Source organism: Methylomonas sp. Kb3 (assembly GCF_002834115.1).
GTDB lineage: Bacteria > Pseudomonadota > Gammaproteobacteria > Methylococcales > Methylomonadaceae > Methylomonas > Methylomonas defluvii.
The window spans coordinates 46351-68911 of sequence record NZ_PIZT01000002.1 but is presented as its reverse complement, the minus strand read 5'-3'; the positions used below and the strand labels follow the sequence as shown (position 1 = coordinate 68911).

The following is a 22561-nucleotide window of genomic DNA, read 5'->3' as shown; positions in this document are numbered from 1 at the left end:
CGTTGAAATTATAGCAGTAGGTTATTGTTTTTCCAGTTTAGTTTTATGTCGCCAAGCCGATTTTTTGCTAACACATTGATTTCAGCGGTACGTTGCCGCTGAAAATAATTCAAGCTAACCTCCACATCGGCATTGGGCAGAAAGCCGGCACCCATTTGCGGCCATTCGATGCAGCACAATGCGTTTTGGTTGAGATAATCGTCCATGCCCATCCACTCCAATTCCTCGGGGTCCTTCAGCCGATACAAATCAAAATGAAACAAGCGCCGGCCATCGACTTCGTATTCCTCGACCAAGGTGTAAGTAGGGCTTTTCACCGCGCCTGAGTGGCCGGCAGCGCGCAATAAGCCGCGCACCAGCGTCGTCTTGCCGGCACCCAAATCGCCGTACAAAAACAGCAGACATTTTGCCGGCAAGGCTTGCCAAAGCGCGGCGCCCAGCGCTTCGGTATCTTCGGGGGTTTCCAGCGTGATGTTCATTAATTCAATAATTTCCTGATTCGTTCCGGCAAATCACCGGCCAACAAGCCGCGCTCGCCCAATTCTGCAGTCAGACTGTCAGCCGCTTCGCCATGCACATAAACACCCAGCCTAGTCGCCTGCTCCAAACTCAAGCCTTGCGCCAGCAAACCGCCGATCAAGCCGGACAACACATCGCCCATGCCGCCGCTGGCCATGCCGGGATTACCGGTGGTGCCGACATATACCGTTTCACCGTTGCTAATCAAGGTACCGGCGCCTTTTAACAAACAGATACCACCGTACTGACTCTGAATATCCGATAAGGCTGCAAAGCGGTCTGCCGAGATTTGCCGGGTATTACATGCCAACAAGCGCGCGGCTTCGCCGGGGTGCGGTGTTAAAACCCAGTTATCGTGGCGCTTCGGTTGCTCCGCCAGCAAATTCAGCGCGTCGGCATCAAGCACGCAAGGCTTATCGCGACCCATGACGGTACCAAACATTTCCCTGGCCCAATCGTCCTGACCAAGGCCGGGCCCGATCACGATGACGCTGGCTTTATCCAGTAAGGCGTGCAGCGTTTCGCCGCATTCCACGCCGTGGCACATCAACTCCGGCCGGCCGATATTGATCAGCCCGCTATGCGCGGCGCGGGTGGCGATACTAACCAGTCCGGCCCCGGAACGCAAGGCCGCCTCACCCGCCAAACGAATCGCCCCGGTATAACCCAGATTGCCGCCGATCAGCAGTACGTGACCAAAATGACCTTTATGCGCCGTCCGCGAACGACGCGGTAACGCTAACTTATCCAGCAATTCCGCGAACGGCGGCATTGCCGCCAACACTGCGGCGTCGATATCCAAATTATTGCAAATAATCTCGCCGCAATATTCCGTCGCTGCGCCGGTAAACAAGCCGCACTTCAAACCGATAAAAGTCACCGTCACATCGGCCTTAACCGCGCAGCCCAATACCGAACCCGTGTAGGCATGTAAACCGGACGGTACATCCACGGCAACTACCGGACAGTCTGAATCGTTAATTGCGGCGATGGCTAACGCATAACCTTGCCCGACTTCGCGACTCAAACCAATTCCGAATAAGGCATCGACGATCACGCCTTGCAGCCTGGATTGCCCGGCTTCGAAGTCGCTGACACAACCTCCAGCATTTAAAAAATCTTGATACGCAGCAAGCGCATCGCTCGACAAACCGTGCGGATCGGTCAAGGCGTAAACGGTTACCTGATAATTAGCCTGCAAGGCCAGCGTCGCCACCTCATAACCGTCGCCGCCATTATTGCCGCCGCCACAAAACACCGTGATCGCGGCGCGTTCCGGCCAACGCCGCCGAATTTGCTCGAACAGCGCGTATCCGGCCCGCCGCATCAATTCCCTACCAGGAATCCCCAGTTCGTCGATCACATAACGCTCGGCTTCGCGGATTTGGGCGGTGCAAAAGAGTTTGTTTGGGGGTGTTTGCATAGCTTAGCCTTGGGGGAAATCTAAGGGTTTTTTCGCTGATCTTGCCGGGACTACTGAAAAATCCGCCAAGAGTTGCCTTTAACTCCGGTTCTTCAGCGTCTGCTTACGCGCAGATAGCGTAAGTAGACCAGTATGCAATCAGCGTTTACAAAACAAACCGAACACAAATATCCAATGCCGAATGTTTATCTGCATTCGACGATTGTAGTCCAATAGTTTTCCGACACGCTTCCTCTATTTAATCGCCGGGCTTACTAGGACCCGAGTTAATAGTCGTCATGCGCCGCATCGCGCCTGCGCCGATTCTTCCGTTAAGGATATCTTCCCCACAAGCACTACCCGCACTACATTCGAGCATCATGGAATTGAAATCGTAAATACTCGAATGGCCGCAATCGCCCTTCGGGTAAGGAACTCCTTTGGCGACATAGAAATTTGCAGAATGGCTTCCATATAAGCCGGCAGGACAGACAAATTCTTTCAAGACCATAAATGCGTTATCCAAATACGGAGGAATATCAGGTGGCTTTTTATGCATTTGCGCATACTTTTGTTTAAGCAATCTGGTCCATTCCGCGACATCGTTTAATGTTGCCTTTCTTAATATGTTTTCCTTCAAGGCCTGTTCCAAGCCGGCACTCCCGGCTAGCGGTGTATTCGGCTCACGAAATGATTCGAGTGGGGTTGCGTTCGAAGTCACCAAACTCACACCATAAGCTATAGGGGCGCCAATCGACACTTTACCTCTCGACACTCGACTAAAACCCGCTATCGGCCGATTAAAAAGTTGCTGGGCTTGTTTGTCTTCATTCGAACCCGTTTTATTGTTTGTTAGAGCCGTTAATTCGCACGGGCCACCTTCATCATGGCTACTTGCCAATACCGGCGTACCGGCCGGTAATCCGGAAACACGTTGTTTGTGATAACCAAAAACGGAAACGGCTAAAATTTTGGTGCCAGGCGTCCAGCCTATATTCCAAATCGTGGGGTTATAAGTACCCAGCATCAATACAACCGGTTTATCGATTGAGTTGACTGCAACATCTATTTTTTTAGCAGCATTACCGCTTTTTTGCTCTATGACAAAATCAAGCTCTTTACCCTCTCCGCCGCCAGCCGCCAAGACAACAACATTGTCATTCAACTCCAGATTTCCGAAACTGCAACTCAGTGGTTGCTCGACAGGAAATGGAATGAGGGTATCGTTGATCGGATTATCTAAAGGCTTTTCTGTTGTACATGCCTGTATCAACAGTAACGCGGCAGAACTCAGTAATTTACGCATGGTGATCCCTAGTTGCTTAATAAAGCTTATCGCCCCGATATGCGGGAATTATTACTCATTGGACAAAGCCTTCAGAGCTTTGTCGGCGGCGAGCAACCCATATCCCGTTGACGAGTCATAACCGATGTCTCCCAAATCCAAACTGCTACGCCGTAACACGTCGTAAAGTTCGAGAGGCTGCAAACTCAGACCTTTTTTCGACGCAGCCTGCAGCACCAAAGCAGCCACTGCGGCGGCATGGGGAGCAGCAGCAGAAGTGCCGGTGAAATTAGGCTTGCCGTCTTTTTCAGGGTCCGGACGGGTTTTGGAAAAGAAACTGGTATTGACGTTGGTGGGAGCCACGGCATCGACATGTTGCCGGACGACAGGCTCGGCTAAACGCTTGCCTTGATTATCGAATAAGACCGGCAAACCGCCGGGCGAAGAATAATAACTCGGCACCAGCGGCTTTTTGCCTTGGCCGACTTCGACGGCGCCGACGCTGAACACACTTGCCGCGTTAGCGTGGCCGAATACCGAAGTGATGCTTTTTGGGGCGTTGCGGTACTCGTCGATACTTGGGTGTTCGCTAGGTAGCGAGCTGCCGCTCAGGATGTATTTGAGTAAGCTAGGCAAGGGACCGGCCACTTTCAAAATGCTCAAACCGACGGTTTTTCGACGGCGGTTGCCTTTATTATCGAATCCGACCACTTCAACGGGGTCCCCACCCAAATTATCGGTTGAACCACCGATGACCCAGGCTTGACTGGCGCGCTTGCAGGCCGGATCGTCGTAAACCACAACGTCCAGATCATTAGCCGAACCATTACCGCCGCTAATCGACTTGGCCGGTTGGTCCCACTGCAAACTCAATACAGTAAACGCATCGGCGCCGACAGTAATCGTTTGGCAGATGTCGATTTTGTTAGGATCGGGATTGAAGTCGTGGGCGACGCCATGTTTTTCGCCCAAAGGATAGCGACCGCTATCGGCAAATGCGGATTGATAGCTGTTAAGACCGGCGTTGCCTGCCGACGAGAAAATAGCGATGCCGCGTTCGACTACCAGCCGATCAATCGTTTGCGATGCAGGCCCATCCTGAAACATTGGTTCGCTAAAATACACCGCATCATCAACGATAATTTGCGCACCGTGATCGGCCACTTGATTCAAGGCGTACGTCAAATCGCCGGGATTGTCGCCCATCGCGTGAAACAGCAAATTGGCGCCAGGCGCCAGATCATGTATCACTTCCAGCATCGCCCGGCCTTCATCGAGCGTCTTTTCGCCTTTGCAATCAGCTTCTTTCACTACCGTCACTGTTGGTGGCAATTCGCCGCTGGCTTGCCCAATTTCCGCGCCGCCCAGACAATTGAAACTGTCGCTGATGACGGCAACGGTGATACCCGCTCCGTTCAAAGCGTAGTCAGTTCTCGTCTGATCTACTCGTAAAATTGTGTCTCCTTGGTTGGTCGTAGGTTCGGCGGCTATTTCCGCTCTCACGTCTTTTGATAACCAACAGGCAAAGGTGGCGCAAACGTAAAGCGAAACTATTTTATGCATCAGACGATAAAAATCACGTAACAAAAAAATTGATAATATTATTATGAAAAATACATTTTAAAGCCCCAAAACTCTATTTTGACAACTGATCTATTAGTGTTTTGATTCTTGATAGCAAGCCAAATTTCCATCAGCTGGATGACGCAAGTCCGATGCATTCGTTATTTTGGCAGAAAGACCTTTTTGCAGAAAAAATCGGACGATATCGGGCTTGCATAACCACGCAGCATAATGGACCAAATTATTGCCGTTGTTTTCATAATCCAACGGCACACCTTTCTGAAAAAGAAATTTTACCAACTCAAGTTGCTTAGCATCTGAGTCTCGGTAATTCAAATTATAGTCTATTGCCCTCGCCATCAAATAGGGGATATCCAAACTAGCACCTTTCTTTACCAAAAGCTTAATCAATTCGATATTTATTGGCGCATCGATACTATACATTAGAGGATCAGAAAGAAATGCTGTCGAAATCGGCTCATCTAACTTAAGGCCAGCATTGAATACAAGCTCTGCCAATTCTGAATTTTTACTATTAATTGCGAAATAGAGCGCCGACGCCCCATTAGAATCTCGGACATGAATATTAGCGCCATGCGATAAAAGCACTTTGGCGGCTTTTACAAGGCCCAAGTTAATAGCCAACAATAGCGGCGATTTTCCTTCGGCCATCTCTTCAATATTGGCGCCACTCTTTAATAATTTTTCAATCTGCTTTAAATCATTATCGAGCACCGCCTTGTGCAAGTCCGGTTGCATCAAATATCGTCGAGCGGGATCGTGTTTATCGATCAAACCCTTGTCGGACGGCTTCCAAGTTTTACCGCCATCCAGCGACCGGAAGAGCCCGCCGCCAAGCCATCCTGCGAACAATAGGTTAGGATCGCGCGGGTCAACAGCCAAAATGGTGGCAAACCAACTGCCTGGTAAACCATCACCTAGTATTTCCCATGTTTCGCCATAGTCAATGCTTTTCTTGAAGTTGCTATGGCCTCCTGAATTGGAGTCTCTATAACAAATTGCATAAATAATATTAGGCGACGAAGGCGCCTCTACTCCATCAACACAAAGTTCGCCCATATTATTCTTGCTCGTATTTCTAGTTTTTATGTCAAAAGATAGCTAGTCCTTCGATTCTGATAAGCCCACGATAAGCCTTTATCGAAACTTATGAATTTATCTGAATTTCCGATAACCGCATAAATAACATTTTTATCTTCTAACGAAAATTTTATTTCTTTTATTACAGGGCCAACATAACCTGGCTTATTTGCTTCAGCGATGCAACTAAAAAATAAAAATAGAAAACAAATATTAGATTTTATAAATTTTTTTATTTCCTTGTGTTTGCTACGCATCTTTTGCACCGCTAAATCCAAAATTCATTTAATTACGAAATATCACGAGTAGCATAACAAGCGGTTGCATGCTGTCCCTATACTTTCCAGAAATTAGTCAGAGATGAGGCAGTTTCTAGAAAATATTCAACATTTCTCGCCGCATTTATAATGTCTTCGAGTTACAATAATTGGTAACGATAAATTTTAGTCAATCAACCAGATAATGCCACAGACTGTAAAGGGCAAATGTTTGTCGATCCCCAAAAGTTCGAGACATCCCATCGCAGAAAAACACTACCGAAAAACACTCTGCCAAATCTCGCCGGGCATTATTTTACGGACAATCCATCACGCCGCTTATGTCACAATTGCCCCACTAAATCGATACGGAGCAAAACCATGCGTCAGTTTCTGTTGATCACGGTGGCACTGATTGCGCTGAGCGGCTGCGCGTCGGAATCCTGCGATAAAGATGTGGTGAGCATCCTCAACCCCAATCAAACCAGCGCGAAGTTGTTGATGGATTACGCCAAAACCGCCGTCTGTAAGACCGATGCAACGGGCACGGCAAAGCCTACAACTGTAGACGAAGAGCGCAAGCTGGTGTTGATTTACGATTTGTATGTTAAAGCCAGGAGTTATGCGATTTTAAACAAAGTGTTTTTCTGGCTGTCGCTGATTTCGGCGGTGGCGGTATTTTTGTGGCCTTCGCTGGGGGTGTTGTTGAAAGACCGGCTGGGCGAGCGCGAATGGTATAAGTCGGCGATAGTGCAAACCACGGTGACAGGCATCGCCGCGTTGATGTTCGCGTTTTACAGCCAATACAAAGACAAGCAAACCTACACGGAAAATCTAATGCGCTACGCGGTGTTTTCCGATAAGCCGGTAGATGAATTGAGCCAGAAAGTGATCGAGGAAATCGGCAAAATCGATATTGGCTTTAGCTTCAGCGGGGTGTTTGACAAGAAGGAAGACAAATAACGGGAAGGCGCTAACAGCCGCTTTGTCTAAATCAAAAAGATTCCGGCAGCCTTTTACTGCAATAATTGAGTCCACCATAGCCTTGTGGTTTAAGTTGGCGACGAACGATTCCATACCATCGTAAGACGGGCTGTTGGCCTCGTAACTTATCCTTGCCATACGCGCAGCTTTTAACCGATAGTGCGCTCAACACCCGCGCTACATTCTAAGAGCCACGCGCTAAACCATGAACTCGGAAAACCTCAGCAAACCGCCATCGTCACAAGCAGCCAGCTCCTCCGCCCGGCTTTATCTATGGGTTCTAATGGCTATCGTTGCCGGCGGCCTTTTCGGTTACCTGGACGCCGAACACGCTATCTCGCTCAAACCCATTGGTGACGGCTTCATCAGCCTAATCAAGATGCTGATAGGCCCGGTGGTGTTTTGCACTATTGTGCTGGGCATCGCCGGTGCCGACGATATGAAAAAGGCTGGCCGGGTGGGCGTCAAAGCCTTGCTGTATTTCGAAATCGTCTCGACTTTCGCGCTGGGGTTGGGCGTGCTGGTGGCCAATCTGCTCAAGCCCGGCCAAGGCTTTAATGTCGATCCGGCCACGCTGGATGCGCAGGCGGTGTCCGGCTATGTGAAACAAGCCAGCCAGCAAAGCACCGCCGACTTTTTGCTGCACATCATCCCTAAAACCTTTACCGACGCCTTCACCGGTTCCGGCGATTTGCTGCAAGTGTTACTGGTGGCGGTGTTGTTTGGTTTTGCCTTGCAGCAAATGGGCAGCGCCGGCAGATCGGTGTATGTGTTTATCGAAGAATGCTCGCACATCTTTTTTGCGATGATGAGCGTGATCATGAAGCTGGCGCCGTTCGGGGCCGGCGCGGCGATGGCGTTTACCATCGGTAAATACGGTGTGGCTGCATTGAAACCGCTGGCCGCGCTGATGGGTAGTTTTTATCTGACCTGCGGCTTGTTCATCGTCTTGATTCTAGGCAGCATAGCCGCACTGACCGGCTTCAATATTTTTCGGCTGTTGCGCTACATCAAGGAAGAAATGTTGCTGGTGCTCGGCACCTCGTCGTCGGAATCGGCGCTGGTGCCTTTGATGAACAAGCTGGAAAAACTGGGCTGCTCGCGGTCGGTGGTGGGTCTGGTGATACCGTCCGGCTACTCGTTCAATCTGGACGGCACCAATATTTATCTGACCATGGCCGCGCTATTCGTCGCCCAGGCCTTGAATGTCGATCTAACGCTGACGCAACAATTAACGCTGTTGTTGGTCGCGATGTTGACCAGCAAGGGCGCGTCCGGTGTCACCGGGGCCGGCTTTATCACCTTGGCGGCTACACTGGCGGTAGTGCCGGCAGTACCGGTCGCGGCGCTTTCGTTAATCCTGGGCATAGACCGTTTCATGTCGGAAGCGCGGGCCTTGACCAATATCGTCGGCAATGCGGTAGCCACGATTGTAGTGTCGCATTCGGAAGGCGAGCTGGATACAGAAAAGATGCGGGCGCAGCTAGGTCGAAACCGGTCAAGCCAGGGTGTCTAACCCCAGTAAGCGCAGGCCTTGCCGCTGCCGATAGCTGACTACCGGCATGATGTTTTGCGCCAATAGATTATTCGCCTGCACTTCGTTCAACACCACTTCCGTCGCCGGCTGCAATACCTGCTCGCCGTCCAGTTCGTAGCTAAACGCCGGCACATCGGCAAAAAAGAATTGCTCGGGTGTCGCGTCATCCTGAGCCGCTCTCAACAATACCCTGGCCGCTAAAAAGGCCGAATTTCCCCACAACAACTCGTTGGTCTGCGGGATATTAGTGCACTCTTCAAACGCCAAGCTCTCCAGCGGATCGCGTTTGCTGCCATAAGGCAAACGCATCAGCACGCGCGGATAGGTCAAGATCACGCTGTCGGCCTGGATCTGCTGGCGATATGCCAACCAATCCGCGGCATTCTGCAACGCCTCGACCACCAAACCGTTCCCTGCGCACGCCAGAAAACCCGCCCCGCATTTGGCGGCTAAATCCGCACAATAACCGAGCAAGGCTTTGTCGTCCGCATTATCGGCAAACAGATAATCGGCCACGATCAACACATCCTGCTCGCCGTCACCGGTTTGAATATGTTGCTGCAAACGCTGGACGACGCTCTCGCCGCCTTTTTCCAGCTCCGCCAGCAATTGGGCTTGGCTAATATCCAGCAAATAGAGCTGTTGCGCGTCGGCCGCTTCTTCATGCACCAATTCATACGTCGCCCGCCACAAAGCTTCCAAGGCTTGAAAATCCTGCCGGTGTAACAGGGCTTTCACAAACTGTGCGGTGGCGGCGTCGATCACATCGATTAAAACCCCATGCTGCGGATTAGCGTCTTTGGCGACATGCGGCTCCACAATCTGTTTCAACAAACTATCCAGAGAATCGGACGCCTCGACCGCGCCTTCCGGCTTTTTCCCCAACAGGCGTTCCAGCATATCGTCCTGGCTTTCCGTTTCCGCCACAGGCGCTGCTGCTTCGCTGGCGACTACGCCAGGAAAAAAGGCCTGAATTTTCGCCGCCGCCTGCGCGGCGGTATTGGGGTTGCCCAGTTCCGATTTTAAAGTCCGCAAATCGGCCAGCAGCTTGACTTTTCCCAACCAGGCATCGGGATGAAAATCCTCCAGCGCCGGAAATTGCAGCGTGATGCCCGAGCTGACTTCCAGTGTGGGTGTGACTTGCGCCAGTACTTGCTCAAAGTTATCGACATCGATTTTGCGCATTTTGCTTTGCTCCCAGGGCACGGCGACACCGGAAAAATTGCCGAACACATAAACCCGGTAGCTACTGTCGCCGCCGGCCTTGGCCGTTTTTCCGGCATTAAAACCCATCGTAAAATCAATTCTGCCTGACATGTTTTCTCCTCGCGCGTTCAGTGCTTTACCATCAACAGTAGCAGAGCAAACCCGGTCCAACAAGCCAGCCGGTTTTTCCGGATAGCGGTATGCTTATGGCTGTCAGTCCAACAGGTGATAGCCATGAGCAACGCCAACCGTTTAGCCGAACTGCGCCGGCGCATCAATCAAGCATTTACCCAAGCAGAGCCGCGAGCCATCTCCGGCCTAATCGCCAGGTTGGGAGATTACGATAGCCAGGCCATCGGCGCCTCTACGCAGGCATTAATAGAAGCGGTACGCGCCAAGCATAAACAGCCGGGCATTTTCGAAGCCTTCTTGCACGAATACAGCCTGAGCAGCGATGAAGGCATCGTCTTGATGAGCATCGCCGAAGCGCTGCTGCGGATTCCGGATAGCGACACGCAAAACCTGTTCTTGCGCGATAAACTCGCCGATGCCGACTGGTATAGCCACTGGTTGCACAGCGAGTCGGTAGCAGTCAATCTGGCTAGTGGCGGTTTATGGATCAGCGGCAAAATGGAAGAACTGGTTCGGCAGCGGGTTTTCGATGGATTATTAAGCCGGCTGGGCGAGCCGCTGATCCGCGCAGCGATCAAGCAAGCCATGCAGCAAATGGCCGAACATTTCGTCATCGCCGAAAACATAAACGCGGCTATCAAACAATCCGACCGCAATCCGGCCTATCACTATTCTTTCGATATGCTCGGCGAAGCGGCCTTAACCCAAGACGATGCGGAACGCTATTGCGCGGCCTATCGGCATGCCATTGAAACGCTGGCCGAATCAGCAACAGCCGATTTATTTACCAACCCCGGCATTTCCATCAAGCTGTCGGCGTTATATCCGCGTTATGAGCCATTACAGCAGCGTTATGCGGTGCCGGCCATCAGCGACAAACTGTTAGCTTTGGTTAAGCTGGCCCGCGCGGCGAATATTTCCGTGACTGTCGACGCGGAAGAAGCCGAACGGCTGGATATGTCTTTGGATATTTTCGCGGCGGTATTTGACGATCCGGCGCTGGCCGCTTGGCCGGGCTTCGGTCTGGCAGTGCAAGCTTATCAAAAACGCGCGTTGGCGGTGATCGATTGGCTGGCGGCATTGGCCGAATCCCAGAAGCGCATCATTCCCATTCGCTTGGTAAAAGGCGCGTACTGGGATAGCGAGATCAAACGCGCCCAGGAAAACGGCTGGGACGACTACCCGGTGTTCACCCGAAAGCCTGCCACCGACTTGTCTTATCTGACTTGCGCTCGGCTGATACTGTCCAAGCCTCAAGCTTTTTATCCGCAATTTGCCACGCATAATGCCCACAGCGTCGCGGCGATTTGCGAGTTTGGCAAAGAGCATCCGGGGTTTGAGTTCCAGCGACTGCATGGCATGGGGAGCGCTTTGTATGATGAATTGCTCAATCAACGCCCGATCAATTGCCGCGTCTATGCGCCGGTCGGCAGCTACCGGGATTTGTTGCCTTATTTGGTCAGACGCTTGCTGGAGAACGGTGCGAATACCTCGTTTATCAATCAAATCGAAAATCCGGCGATTAGCTCTGCCATGCTGTCCGGCGATCCTTTGAACCAGTTAAACGAAGTCGAGACTAACCCTCTTACTGTTCCCACTGACTTATTCGGCGCGCAACGCAAGAACTCGCAGGGGCTGAATTTAAGCGATCCCGAGAAATTACAGCAGTTGCAAAATGAATTGGCTGCTATGTCGGACCAGACTTGGCAAGCCGCACCATTGATTGCTGGTCAACAAATGCATGGCGAACCGCATCCGGTTTATAGTCCGCACGACCAGCTCAGCCTGGTTGGCGAAGTGGTGTTCAGTTCCGCAAATGATATAGAACAAGCCTTGCAACAAGCCACACGCGCGTTCGATGACTGGCGTTTATGCCCGGTCGCAACCCGCACCGGGTATCTGCTAAAAGCGGCAGATTTATTGGAGCAGCAGCGCCTGAAATTGGTGGCGCTGTGCATTCGCGAAGGTGGCCGAACCGTGCGCGACGCGCTGGCGGAAGTGCGGGAAGCTGTCGATCTATGCCGGTATTACGCGGCCTGCGCGGTCGAACAATTTGCTCAGCCACTGCGCTTACCGGGTCCAACCGGTGAAGACAATCAATTATTTAGTGTCGGGCGCGGCGTGTTTGTCTGCATCAGTCCGTGGAATTTTCCGATTGCGATTTTCATCGGCCAAATCGCCGCCGCGTTGGTGGCCGGCAATACGGTAATCGCGAAACCGGCGCTACAAACATCATTAACGGCCACGGCCTGTTTGCGCCTGTTACATAGCGCCGGCGTCCCGGAACAGGTACTGCAGTTTTTGCCGGGCGAGAGCGCCGAGATTGGCCGTCATTTGCTGAGCGACGAGCGCGTCGCCGGCGTGGCGTTTACCGGCTCCGTCGCCACCGCCCTGAATATCAACCGGCAACTGGCGAGTCGTAACGGCGCCATCGCCACGCTTATTGCCGAAACCGGCGGGCAAAACGCGATGATCGCCGACAGCTCCGCGCACCAGGAACAGCTGGTGACGGACGCCTTGCAATCAGCATTTAACAGCGCGGGCCAACGCTGCTCGGCATTGCGGGTATTGTTTCTACCGGACGACATCGCCGACAGCGTCATTGCGCGCTTGATCGGCGCGATGCGTGTGCTGCGGGTCGGTTCGCCGCTGGATATTGCCACCGACGTCGGCCCTATTATCGATCAACGCGCGTTAGCCGCCCTGCAACAGCACATCGAGAAGCTTGAACACGACGCCAAGCTGTTATATCAACTGCCCTTGACCGACGATCTAACAAACGGCTGTTTTTTTCCACCGACGTTAGCGGAAATACCTGCCCTATCCTTCCTTGACCACGAAGTGTTCGGCCCCATCCTGCATATAGTCCGTTACCCAGCCAACGAGCTGGCAAAAGTGGTCGAGGCCATCAATGCCAGCGGCTACGGCTTGACACTGGGCATTCACAGCCGCATCAACGCCAATATGCGTTACATCCAAGAGCACGCGCGGGTCGGCAACATTTACATCAACCGCAACATGATAGGCGCGGTGGTGGGTGTGCAGCCGTTCGGCGGCATGGGCCTGTCCGGCACCGGCCCGAAAGCCGGCGGCCCCCATTACTTGCAACGCTTTGCCAACGAACAAACCCTGACCACCAACCTCACCGCTATCGGCGGCAATCCTTGGTTGTTGCGAAAATAAACATGGATTTCATGGTCTGGGTTCGCGAAATTTGAAATCCGCGCCCTGCTCGATAGTGCAATTTTACAAAAAACGTTGTTAGTTTCTGCCTTTGAAGCCGAAAACCTCTAGTGTTAGTCTAGTTGCACAACCGGGTATGCCCCACTACTCTCCATCGCAATCAGAGATTGGCGCTTATGTCTAAAGAAAACAAATCCACAGCGATCTCGCCTAACTTATTAAGCGTGCTATTGATCATTTTGGGCGGCAGCCTGTTCGTAGGCCAAAGCCCCTTCAACGATTCCAGACCCAATAAAGCGTCCTTATCGCAATTGCAACAAGCCGGCTTTAAGTCCGACATAGACGCGCGTTTGTGGCAAGATCCATTCGAAGCCATCGCCAACCAAAATGTGAATAGTCAGGGGTATCAGCAATATAAAGACCAGAAGGAATTGATAAAAACCCTTCAGTCCCACTTGGAAGACATTCCCGACGGGCGGCAAATCGTCATCGCCACACTAATGCCCAATGGTCATTATCAAGAAGACGTGGAAACCCGGCGCCGTATCCGCTACGCGGTATTATCAGGGTTAATCGGCAATTCCAAACAAGAGTACGGCCCAAGCGACGAGGAGCATATCGGTTACGTCAATTACCTGCTGAACAAATCGAGTACCTTGATCGCATTCGAACATTTGGTTTGGAAAGCCCAACCGATGGCCCGGAGTCCGGAAGCGGAGAAACATCCGCCTATTTTGCTGCTATACCTTGACAGCAAAGCCTTCGGCTATGAGCCGCTAAAAGATCTTTTCAAAAATTTGCGCAAACTTTACGAGAAAAACAACAAGCTAGAGCTCAACGTACTGGGACCGGCAACTTCGGACGATCTGCAAGCCATGGCGAGCGAGGCACTGAAAGTCGGCAAGCCCAAGGACGCGCCGTTGTTTCGAATGTATTCGCCCCGAGCAACGGTCGATGAAGGTAAATTAATGTACGGCAACCAAGCGGCAACGGCCCATCAACCGAGCAACTTGGCCGAGCACTTCAAAAATCACCTGTCGTTCCTCCGCACCACGGCGACCGACAGCCAGCTGGCGGGCGCGCTGAGCCAGGAACTGGAACTCCGCGGCGTACGGATCGGCGACCAAGCCGAGCTGGCTAAGCCCACTAAACACGTGGTATTGATCTCCGAAACCGAATCACTGTACGCCTACCATATTGGCACCACATTTGCCGATGCGTTAGTCGAAACCGCCATGAACGGAAAACACTCGTTTGGCGCATGCCGCGACCCCATGATTTCAACAGCGGGTTGCGCGAATTACTTGCAAAAATACGTACACCAATACACCTATTTCCGAGGCTTGGACGGCAAAACCCTGCGCGGCCAAAGTAGTACCAGCACCGGCAACAAATCCGGCAACAATGATACCAACAGTGCCGCCGAGGCTTCCAAAGCCATGGAGCATGCCGACGGCGACAGTCAGTTTGATTACATGCGCCGGTTAACCGATAGGGTTGAAGAACTGGAACAGGAACTGGAAGACCACGACCAAGCCATAGGTGCCATCGGCATCCTCGGCAGCGATGTCTACGACAAACTACTGGTGCTGCAAGCGCTGCATGCCAAATTTCCGGATGTTTGGTATTTCACAAACGTGATGGATGCCCGACTTCTACACCCGGAGCAAAACGAGTGGGCTCGTAACCTGATTGTTGTCTCGAGTTTCGGTTTGCAATTACCACCGGCATTACAAACTCGTATCCCGCCGTTCCGCGACAGCTATCAAACTGCATATTTTTTAGCCGCGCAAATGGCCTTGTGGGATTCCAACCATGAGCCCTCCGAAGCGACTGGCGCAGCAACCGCGTGCGATACGACCAAGCGCCAACAATTGCTGGACAGCGAGGTATTCAATCAACCCGCCTTGCATGAAATCGGCCGTAGCAAAGCTTTCCCTCTCGACACGGACACCGGCAAAACCGACCGGCAAAAATGTGATGCCTTAGGGCCTATGGAGACCCTGATACAATCCGGAGGCGATCTCAGCGACACCGCCTCGACACCGGATTCGGCAGCCGCGCAACCATTTTCAAGATTTCCGCGCCTGACATTGAAAATTTTAATCGGCGCATTCGTATTGATCGGGCTAGGGCTGTATTTTCGGCGCAAAATCAAAATCGCGACTGCCGCCAAACTCCCGGTGAAAGCCGCCGTGCTGCGCCGACAAAGAGTCTGGTTGCTAACCGCTTTCGCGATTGGCTGCGGACTGGCGGCTTTCGTGCTCAATACCCTACAAACCGAACCATTGGCCTTAATCGAAGGCGTAAGCATGTGGTCGACGGAGGCAATCCGCTTCGCCGCACTGGTTGTCACAGTGTATTGGGTTATCGAAACCGCCAAGTTTCCGCTATTGCTTTGGGAACAGCTGAACTTCAGCGGTAAGTTCGGCGTATCCGCCGACAATCGCTGTTACGCGCATGATAGATATTTGGACAGGCGACTGAAACGAAATATGCATGTTAGGCGAATCAGCATTTTGACATTTTTAGCGTGGATCTTATCGTTTGTGGTGATTTTGTCCTTGGGCGTGCCTTTTACGCCTTATCGCGGCCCTTTCGTCTATTACCTCGATTTAATCCTGCTGAAGGCGATCTTGGTGCCGGCATTCCTGTTTTTGATGATCAGCGTCACCGAGGCAGCGCAAGCGATCATCCAGTTTATCCGCACCATTCCGCGCGCGGCGCCTTGGCCGGCGTCCATGACGAAGGAATACAGCGACACATTGAATATCGATGCAGCGTACCTTCAGGACTGGGTGACGATACGTTTGGTCGGCGATATGACGCAACAGACAAGCCGCCTGATCTCGTATCCGCTATTCGCCGCCGCTCTGATGGTTTTGGCGCGCATGAGTTATTTCGATAACTGGCATACGCCGCCCGGTCTGCTGATCGTGATCGGCTTTTGCATCGCATACTTGTTCTATTGCGACTTCCGCCTGAAAGCGTTAGCGGATGAAACCGAGCAAAACGCCATGAAAAACCTGCGCCGATTATCGATAGCCAATCATGGCAACGTGAAAGATTCATCCCTCGCCGGTAAACTGACCAGCCTCTCCGAGTTGGCGGAACGCTACGCCGAAGGTACCTATAAACCGTTTGTGCAGCGCCCGATTTTTCAGGGCATGCTGCTAATTATCATGGCCGCCGCCATCGGTTATACAGACTACTTATCCATCATGATGAAAGTACTCGGTTAGCCTCGCAAAGCCGTCCACCGTCCGCAGGAGCCGCGTATCGCCAATGCCAAACGATTGAATTTCGTTAGAAAAAATGCGATGGTGACTGCTTATCTGCCCGGACAAGGGAATAGGCACCAGGCCGACACACCCCGAGGCGGACCCCGCTTTCTCGGAGAATCGAATATGCTAGCCACCAAACGCTATGAATATCTTCCCATCGACCAAATTGAATTTCACCACACCCTGACCAACCACCGGGAATTGGATCGGGCCAAGGTCAGTCATCTAGAAAAAGATATTCTGGTCAACGGCCTGTTTGAGCCACTGGTGGTATGGGAACGTAACAATCGCGAATACTATCTGGTCGGCGGCTTTCATCGCATGGAAGCCATTCAAGGTATCCGCCGCGCCAATCCCGGCTATTTCGACAGAGTGGATGTCAGAATCGTCACCGGCGATCCGGATGAAATCAAGGCACTGAATCTGAAGCTGAATTCCGACCGCGTCGATACCTGCATCACCGATTATTTTCAAACGGTGATTTACTTGAACAATGCCAACTGGTCCAGGGAGTGCATCGCCGAATTCTTCGACAAAAGCGTCAGTTGGATCGACGACATCATTCGCTACGCGCCGCTGACTACGGAGACGATGCGCGAAAAACTGGCCGGCGGCGAGCTGTCCTGGACCAGGGCGCGCGACATCTTGCGCAAAGCCTTAAACGCACCGCCCGGCAACGAAAAACAGATCATCGAAAGTGAGCTGTCGCGGCCCGTGCAAGCAGTCGCCAAACCCCTGCCCTTTCACACCACAATCAAGCGTTTGTCCAGCTCCGTAAAAACCGATCCCAAACGCACGTTTAAGGTCAGCACCCAGGATATTTATGCCTTGGTATTGACCTTGCGCGGTAAAAACGTCGATCAAGAGGCCATCGAGCGGGTGCGTAAAGCATTTCCCGTGTTGTGGGACGATGAATAGTTCGATAACAGGAAACTAGCCATTCCTGAATTGTCATAAAATTGGGCATCCACTTCAGCTAAGATAAGTTTGACCGGAACAATGCCCCGTTTTGCGCATCACACTCGGGGATATTTTGGGAAATTCAATACTGAAATAATGTGTTAGCGATGAACAATCTTGTTTTGAAAATAGTGAACGCTCGCAGAACCTATCGACAACGCATGCCACACGCAGGCAAACTGGTCGGCTTATTAGTGCTGCTGTCGCTGAACGGCTGCATGCCAATGAGCTATCCACCCGGCGCCAGAACCAATACCGCGCAGTTAGGCGACAATGCTTTCCTAACCGAAGACGGTGCAAGTCTGCCGCTACGGCGGTGGCTGCCCGAGGCAGAACCCAATGCAGTGATCATCGCGCTGCACGGTTTTAACGATTACAGCCACTTTTTCGATGCGCCTGGCCACTATTTCAGCAAACTCGGCATCGCTTGTTTTGCTTACGACCAACGCGGTTTCGGCGCGGCGCCGCAACGCGGGTTGTGGGCCGGCAGTGACGCATACGCGCAGGATTTAAAACAATTAACCCGACTGCTGAAACAGCGCTACCCAGACAAACCGATTTACCTGCTGGGCGAAAGCATGGGCGGTGCGATTGTGATCACCGCCATGCAGCAGGAAAACATGCCGGACGTCGCCGGCATCATCCTGGCCGCGCCGGCGCTATGGGCCAGATCGACCATGCCTTGGTATCAAACCAGCTTACTGTGGACACTGGCGCACAGCATGCCCTGGCTGACCTTGACCGGCAGCGGACTGGAAATTTTACCGTCGGATAATATCGATATGTTGCGGGCGATGGGCCGCGATCCGATGGTGATCAAGGCCACCCGCGTAGAAACGGTCTACGGCTTAACTAACTTGATGGATACGGCGTTCGACAGCGCCGGCTCGTTGCGGGCGCATACGCTAATGCTGTACGGCGAGAAAGACGAAGTCATCCCCAAGGAACCCACCTACGCTTTCCTGCAACAAATGCTGACTACCGATACCGCGGAAAAAACCGTGGCTATTTACCAAAATGGTTACCACATGCTACTCCGGGATCTACAAGCCCCTACCGCCTGGCAGGACATCGTGGCCTGGATCAAATCCGGCCCAAACCAACTGCCTTCCGGCGCTGATAGCCGAGCCCGGCAATTGTTGAGTAAGGGCTAAAGCCTCATTCCCGACAGACGTGCGCGGAGTGTCGGCCAAGCGGCCGTAAGCGCTTTGGGGCGATGGCATCGAAACTGTTAAACTGCGACGCAGTTTATTAACCTATTCCCCAACCAAAGTCCATGCTCCGCATCATCTCCGCCAATCTAAACGGCATTCGCTCGGCAACCAGAAAAGGTTTTTACGACTGGTTAGACACCCAAAATCCAGACTTCGTCTGCCTACAGGAACTCAAAGCCCAGGCCGGCGATATGACAGCCGAGATGCTGACACCGAAAGGCCTGCACGGCTATTTTCATTATGCCGAAAAGAAAGGCTACAGCGGCGTCGGTATCTACAGCAAACAGCCGGCCGATAACGTCATTGAGGGCTTGGGCCATGCGGACATCGATAGCGAAGGCCGCTATCTGGAAGTGCAAGTCGGCAATCTATCGGTCATTTCCCTGTATCTGCCTTCCGGCTCCAGTAGCGAAGAGAGACAAACCGTCAAATACAGCGTGATGGAACGCTTCTATCCGCATCTTGCCGACCTCAAAGCCAGCGGCCGGGAAGTGGTCATTTGCGGCGACTGGAATATCGCCCATAAGGAAGCCGATTTGAAAAACTGGCGCGGCAACCAGAAAAACTCCGGTTTTTTACCGGCGGAACGGTCCTGGATGACCCAAATATATGATGAGCTGGGCTGGGTAGATGTTTATCGCAGACTACATCCCGACGCTACCGACGCCTGCTACACGTGGTGGAGCAATCGTGGCCAGGCTTGGGCCAAAAATGTCGGTTGGCGAATCGATTACCAAGTCGCCACGCCGGGTATAGCCAATCGTGCACAGTCAACCAGCATTTTTAAAGAGCAACGCTTCAGCGACCATGCGCCATTGATCGTTGATTACGCAGACTAGCCGCCAATCGACAAACGCACCGAATTAGCGAAGCAGCTGTTCGACTGACGCACCAGCCTGGTTACCGATGCCGAAAGGCGCACCAATTCAGATCAAAGTGTGCCATTGCCAGAGATCACCTACCGGTTTATTCACTAGCCCTTCAACCCATAACGCCTTCATCTATGCTGGAACAGCGATCAGGATACACGATGCAAACAGCTTGAATGGATCACTATCACCCCGGAACGTCGCTTGATTCAACTCAACTTTTAATGCACCAATATTGTGCAATCATATGCCGCATAGCCGCGTATCCGAGCTGCTGATAAGGTCCCCAAACATTTTAGCCGCCTTAATCGATATTGATCGTATTCCTAAGCATAAGGCTTAAAGCCGGGATAGCGATAAAAATCCCACTCCGCACCCACCTTTGCACTAACATGAACCACCAAACTGGGCGAACGCACTAATATTGTGCATTAGAGCCGTTTTTTATCAGACAAATGAAGCAATAAGGCAACTTTACGCTTGGCGTACAAATTGCTTATTCACTACAACTCTTAACACTTAAATTAACCCGTGCACAAAAAGATACTGGATCATTTAAACGAAGCAATCCTGCTGTTCGACAAGGACTTGCGCCTGACCTATATCAATCCCGCCGGCGAAATGCTGCTTGCCGACAGCGCCAAGCATTTGCTCGGCCAAACGGCGCACAAACTGTTCAAAACCGCGCACAACACGCTATTTAACGATTTATTACCGCGCTTGTATTTGCTCGAGCCGCTGGTCGATAGAGAATTAATCCTAGAACGGCTCAGCCAATCGATTACGGTTAACCTCAGCGCCACGCCCTTGCTCGAGGATGGGAAATTAAGCGAAATCCTGATCGAACTGCAACAGGTAGACCGGCATTTGCGGATCACCAAAGAAGAACAATTGCTGGCCCAGCAAAACACCAGCCGCATGCTGGTGCGCGGCCTGGCGCATGAAATCAAGAACCCGCTAGGTGGTTTGCGCGGCGCAGCACAATTGTTGGACCTGGAATTGCAAGATCCTGAATTAAAGGAATATACGCAAATTATTATCGCCGAATCGGACCGCTTGCAGGATCTGATGGACAAAATGCTCGGCCCCAACAAACCCGCGCATAAAAGCCAGCTCAATATTCACGAGGTATTGGAACGGGTCCGGCACCTGGTTACGGTGGAGGCCGCCCACGGCATTATGCTGCAGACCAATTACGATCCGAGCATCCCGGAGATTTTCGCCGACAAAAACCAGCTGATCCAGGCCATACTCAATATCGTCCGCAACGCCGTACAAGCCGTGCAAAACCATGGCGTGATTACGATAAAAACCCGGGTGCAGCGGCATATGACTATAGGCCGCAAACGCTACAAGCTGACCGTGAAAATCGACATTATCGATAACGGCCCGGGCATCAAACCCGAGCTGATGGGGCAGATTTTTTATCCGATGATCACCGGCCGCGCCGAGGGTACCGGACTTGGCCTGTCGATTGCTCAATCTTTGATCAACCAGCATAACGGCTTGATTGAATGCGAAAGCGAGCCGGGCAATACCGTATTTTCCATCTACCTACCTTTGGAGACGAATCATGCAAATACCTGACAAGGTCTGGATTGTCGATGATGACAAATCCATCCGCTGGGTACTTGAAAAAGCCTTGCAAAAAGCCGGCGTGCATACCCAAAGCTTCGCCAGCGCCAACGAATTGCTAAAATCGCTCCCCGGCGGCCTACCGCAAGTGCTGATCACGGATATTCGCATGCCGGGCATGGACGGCTTCGAATTGCTGCGGAACATTCAAAACAGTTATCCGGATTTACCGGTGATCGTGATGACCGCGCATTCCGATCTGGAAAGCGCGGTGTCGGCATTTCACGGCGGCGCCTTCGAATACCTGCCCAAACCCTTTGATGTCACCGAAGTGGTCGAAACCGTACAACGCGCCTGCGCGCACAGCAAACAGCGGCAAAGCGACCTTGTGCAAGCACCGCCTACCGTCGAGGAAACCCCGGAGATCATCGGTGAAGCGCCGGCCATGCAGGAAGTGTTTCGGGCAATAGGCCGTCTGGCCCGCTCGCACATCACCGTGTTGATTAATGGCGAATCGGGTACCGGCAAAGAACTGGTCGCCAAAGCCCTGCATCGCCATAGTCCGCGCGCCGACCAGCCGTTTATTGCCTTGAATATGGCGGCCATCCCCAAAGATTTGATGGAATCGGAACTGTTCGGCCACGAAAAAGGTGCATTTACCGGCGCCCAAGCCCGGCGCATCGGTCGGTTTGAGCAAGCCAATAACGGCACGCTGTTTCTGGACGAAATCGGCGACATGCCCGCCGAATTACAAACCCGCTTGCTGCGGGTGCTGGCAGACAACGAGTTTTATCCGGTGGGCGCGCATACCTCAGTGCGAGTCAACGTGCGTATCATTGCCGCGACCCACCAGGATCTGGAAGCCTTGGTGGCACAAGGCCGGTTTCGCGAAGATTTGTTTCACCGCCTGAACGTTATTCGGATTCATATCCCGCCCTTACGCGAGCGCCGGCAAGATATAGGATTATTGATGCGGCATTATCTGTATCAAAGCGCGAAGGAACTGAATACCGAAATCAAACTGTTAAAACCGGAAACAGAGGCATTTTTAAGCGGCTTAAGGTGGCCCGGCAACGTGCGGCAATTGGAGAATATCTGCCGCTGGCTGACGGTGATGGCCTCGGGCCGGGAAATTCATCTGGAAGATTTACCGCCGGAACTAACCCACAATAGCGGCGATTCCGCATCCGGCGAAACGACACCGGGAGATTGGGAAAGCCAGTTCAAAAACTGGGTCAAGCAACAATTAACAACCGGCAAAGTGGACATCGCCAAACAGGCTATCCCCACCTTGGAAACCCTGTTGATCGAGGCCGCGTTGAATCATACGCATGGCCGCAAACACGAAGCAGCACTATTGTTGGGCTATGGTCGTAATACCTTGACCCGCAAAATCAAGGAGCTGGATATTAGAGAATAAGCGCGGCGGGAAAGCCGCCATTTCCGGCGCAGCTTGGTATTTGCGACAGCCGTTTGCCGGGGCATTTTGA

The 22561-nt window shown here is 52.3% G+C and carries 16 protein-coding genes; 9 read left to right on the top strand and 7 right to left on the bottom strand.

Annotated elements, in window-relative coordinates; genetic code table 11:
• Positions 1-8 precede the first annotated feature (8 nt).
• The 6 genes from tsaE to CWO84_RS24085 all read right to left on the bottom strand — a co-directional run bounded on the left by tsaE (position 9) and on the right by CWO84_RS24085 (position 6136).
• Positions 9-479, bottom strand: coding sequence for a tRNA (adenosine(37)-N6)-threonylcarbamoyltransferase complex ATPase subunit type 1 TsaE (gene tsaE, locus CWO84_RS01185; RefSeq protein WP_033157311.1), 471 nt, complete (start codon positions 477-479; stop codon positions 9-11).
• On the bottom strand, positions 479-1942 hold the full coding sequence (locus tag CWO84_RS01180) for an NAD(P)H-hydrate dehydratase (protein WP_101051538.1): 1464 nt from the start codon (positions 1940-1942) through the stop codon (positions 479-481). The genes tsaE and CWO84_RS01180 overlap by 1 nt, the downstream gene beginning before the upstream one ends.
• A 238-nt stretch (positions 1943-2180) precedes the next feature.
• A complete protein-coding gene (locus CWO84_RS01175) occupies positions 2181-3227 on the bottom strand; it encodes a hypothetical protein (protein ID WP_101051537.1) in 1047 nt (348 codons plus the stop codon).
• 51 nt (positions 3228-3278) lie between these two features.
• Positions 3279-4625 (bottom strand): S8 family serine peptidase, encoded by a 1347-nt coding sequence (locus CWO84_RS01170; RefSeq protein ID WP_165786250.1) that lies wholly within the window; start codon positions 4623-4625, stop codon positions 3279-3281.
• Positions 4626-4862: 237 nt separating this feature from the next.
• Positions 4863-5849, bottom strand: a complete 987-nt coding sequence (locus CWO84_RS01165) for an ankyrin repeat domain-containing protein (protein WP_101051535.1) — start codon at positions 5847-5849, stop codon at positions 4863-4865.
• A gap of 26 nt (positions 5850-5875) precedes the next feature.
• Complete coding sequence (locus CWO84_RS24085; RefSeq protein ID WP_133120632.1) at positions 5876-6136, bottom strand: hypothetical protein; 261 nt, start codon at positions 6134-6136, stop codon at positions 5876-5878.
• A gap of 372 nt (positions 6137-6508) precedes the next feature.
• On the opposite strand from CWO84_RS24085, the gene CWO84_RS01160 reads away from it, so the two are divergent.
• Together CWO84_RS01160 and dctA are read left to right on the top strand one after the other, a co-directional pair.
• Positions 6509-7090, top strand: coding sequence for a hypothetical protein (locus CWO84_RS01160; protein WP_101051534.1), 582 nt, complete (start codon positions 6509-6511; stop codon positions 7088-7090).
• A gap of 226 nt (positions 7091-7316) precedes the next feature.
• Entirely contained in the window at positions 7317-8627 is a 1311-nt protein-coding gene (gene dctA, locus CWO84_RS01155) for a C4-dicarboxylate transporter DctA (protein WP_033157307.1), read from the top strand.
• Here dctA and CWO84_RS01150 read toward each other — a convergent pair.
• Positions 8610-9965, bottom strand: coding sequence for a type VI secretion system contractile sheath large subunit (locus CWO84_RS01150; RefSeq protein ID WP_033157306.1), 1356 nt, complete (start codon positions 9963-9965; stop codon positions 8610-8612). The genes dctA and CWO84_RS01150 overlap by 18 nt on opposite strands.
• Before the next feature lie 123 nt (positions 9966-10088).
• Here CWO84_RS01150 and putA point away from each other — a divergent pair, with 123 nt between their 5' ends.
• The 7 genes from putA (at position 10089) to ntrC (ending at position 22491) form a co-directional block, all read left to right on the top strand.
• Positions 10089-13169 (top strand): bifunctional proline dehydrogenase/L-glutamate gamma-semialdehyde dehydrogenase PutA, encoded by a 3081-nt coding sequence (gene putA / locus CWO84_RS01145; RefSeq protein WP_101051533.1) that lies wholly within the window; start codon positions 10089-10091, stop codon positions 13167-13169.
• Positions 13170-13345: 176 nt separating this feature from the next.
• Entirely contained in the window at positions 13346-16411 is a 3066-nt protein-coding gene (locus CWO84_RS01140) for a hypothetical protein (protein ID WP_101051532.1), read from the top strand.
• Between the two features lie 165 nt (positions 16412-16576).
• On the top strand, positions 16577-17371 hold the full coding sequence (locus CWO84_RS01135; RefSeq protein WP_101051531.1) for a ParB/RepB/Spo0J family partition protein: 795 nt from the start codon (positions 16577-16579) through the stop codon (positions 17369-17371).
• Between the two features lie 203 nt (positions 17372-17574).
• The gene (locus CWO84_RS01130; RefSeq protein WP_165786249.1) at positions 17575-18567 is read left to right on the top strand and encodes an alpha/beta hydrolase; all 993 of its coding nucleotides are present in this window, start codon (positions 17575-17577) and stop codon (positions 18565-18567) included.
• A 122-nt stretch (positions 18568-18689) separates the two neighbouring features.
• Entirely contained in the window at positions 18690-19466 is a 777-nt protein-coding gene (locus CWO84_RS01125; protein WP_101051529.1) for an exodeoxyribonuclease III, read from the top strand.
• A 561-nt stretch (positions 19467-20027) separates the two neighbouring features.
• A complete protein-coding gene (gene glnL, locus CWO84_RS01120) occupies positions 20028-21083 on the top strand; it encodes a nitrogen regulation protein NR(II) (protein ID WP_033157300.1) in 1056 nt (351 codons plus the stop codon).
• On the top strand, positions 21070-22491 hold the full coding sequence (gene ntrC / locus CWO84_RS01115) for a nitrogen regulation protein NR(I) (RefSeq protein WP_101051528.1): 1422 nt from the start codon (positions 21070-21072) through the stop codon (positions 22489-22491). Before glnL ends, ntrC begins: the two co-directional genes overlap by 14 nt.
• Positions 22492-22561 lie beyond the last annotated feature (70 nt).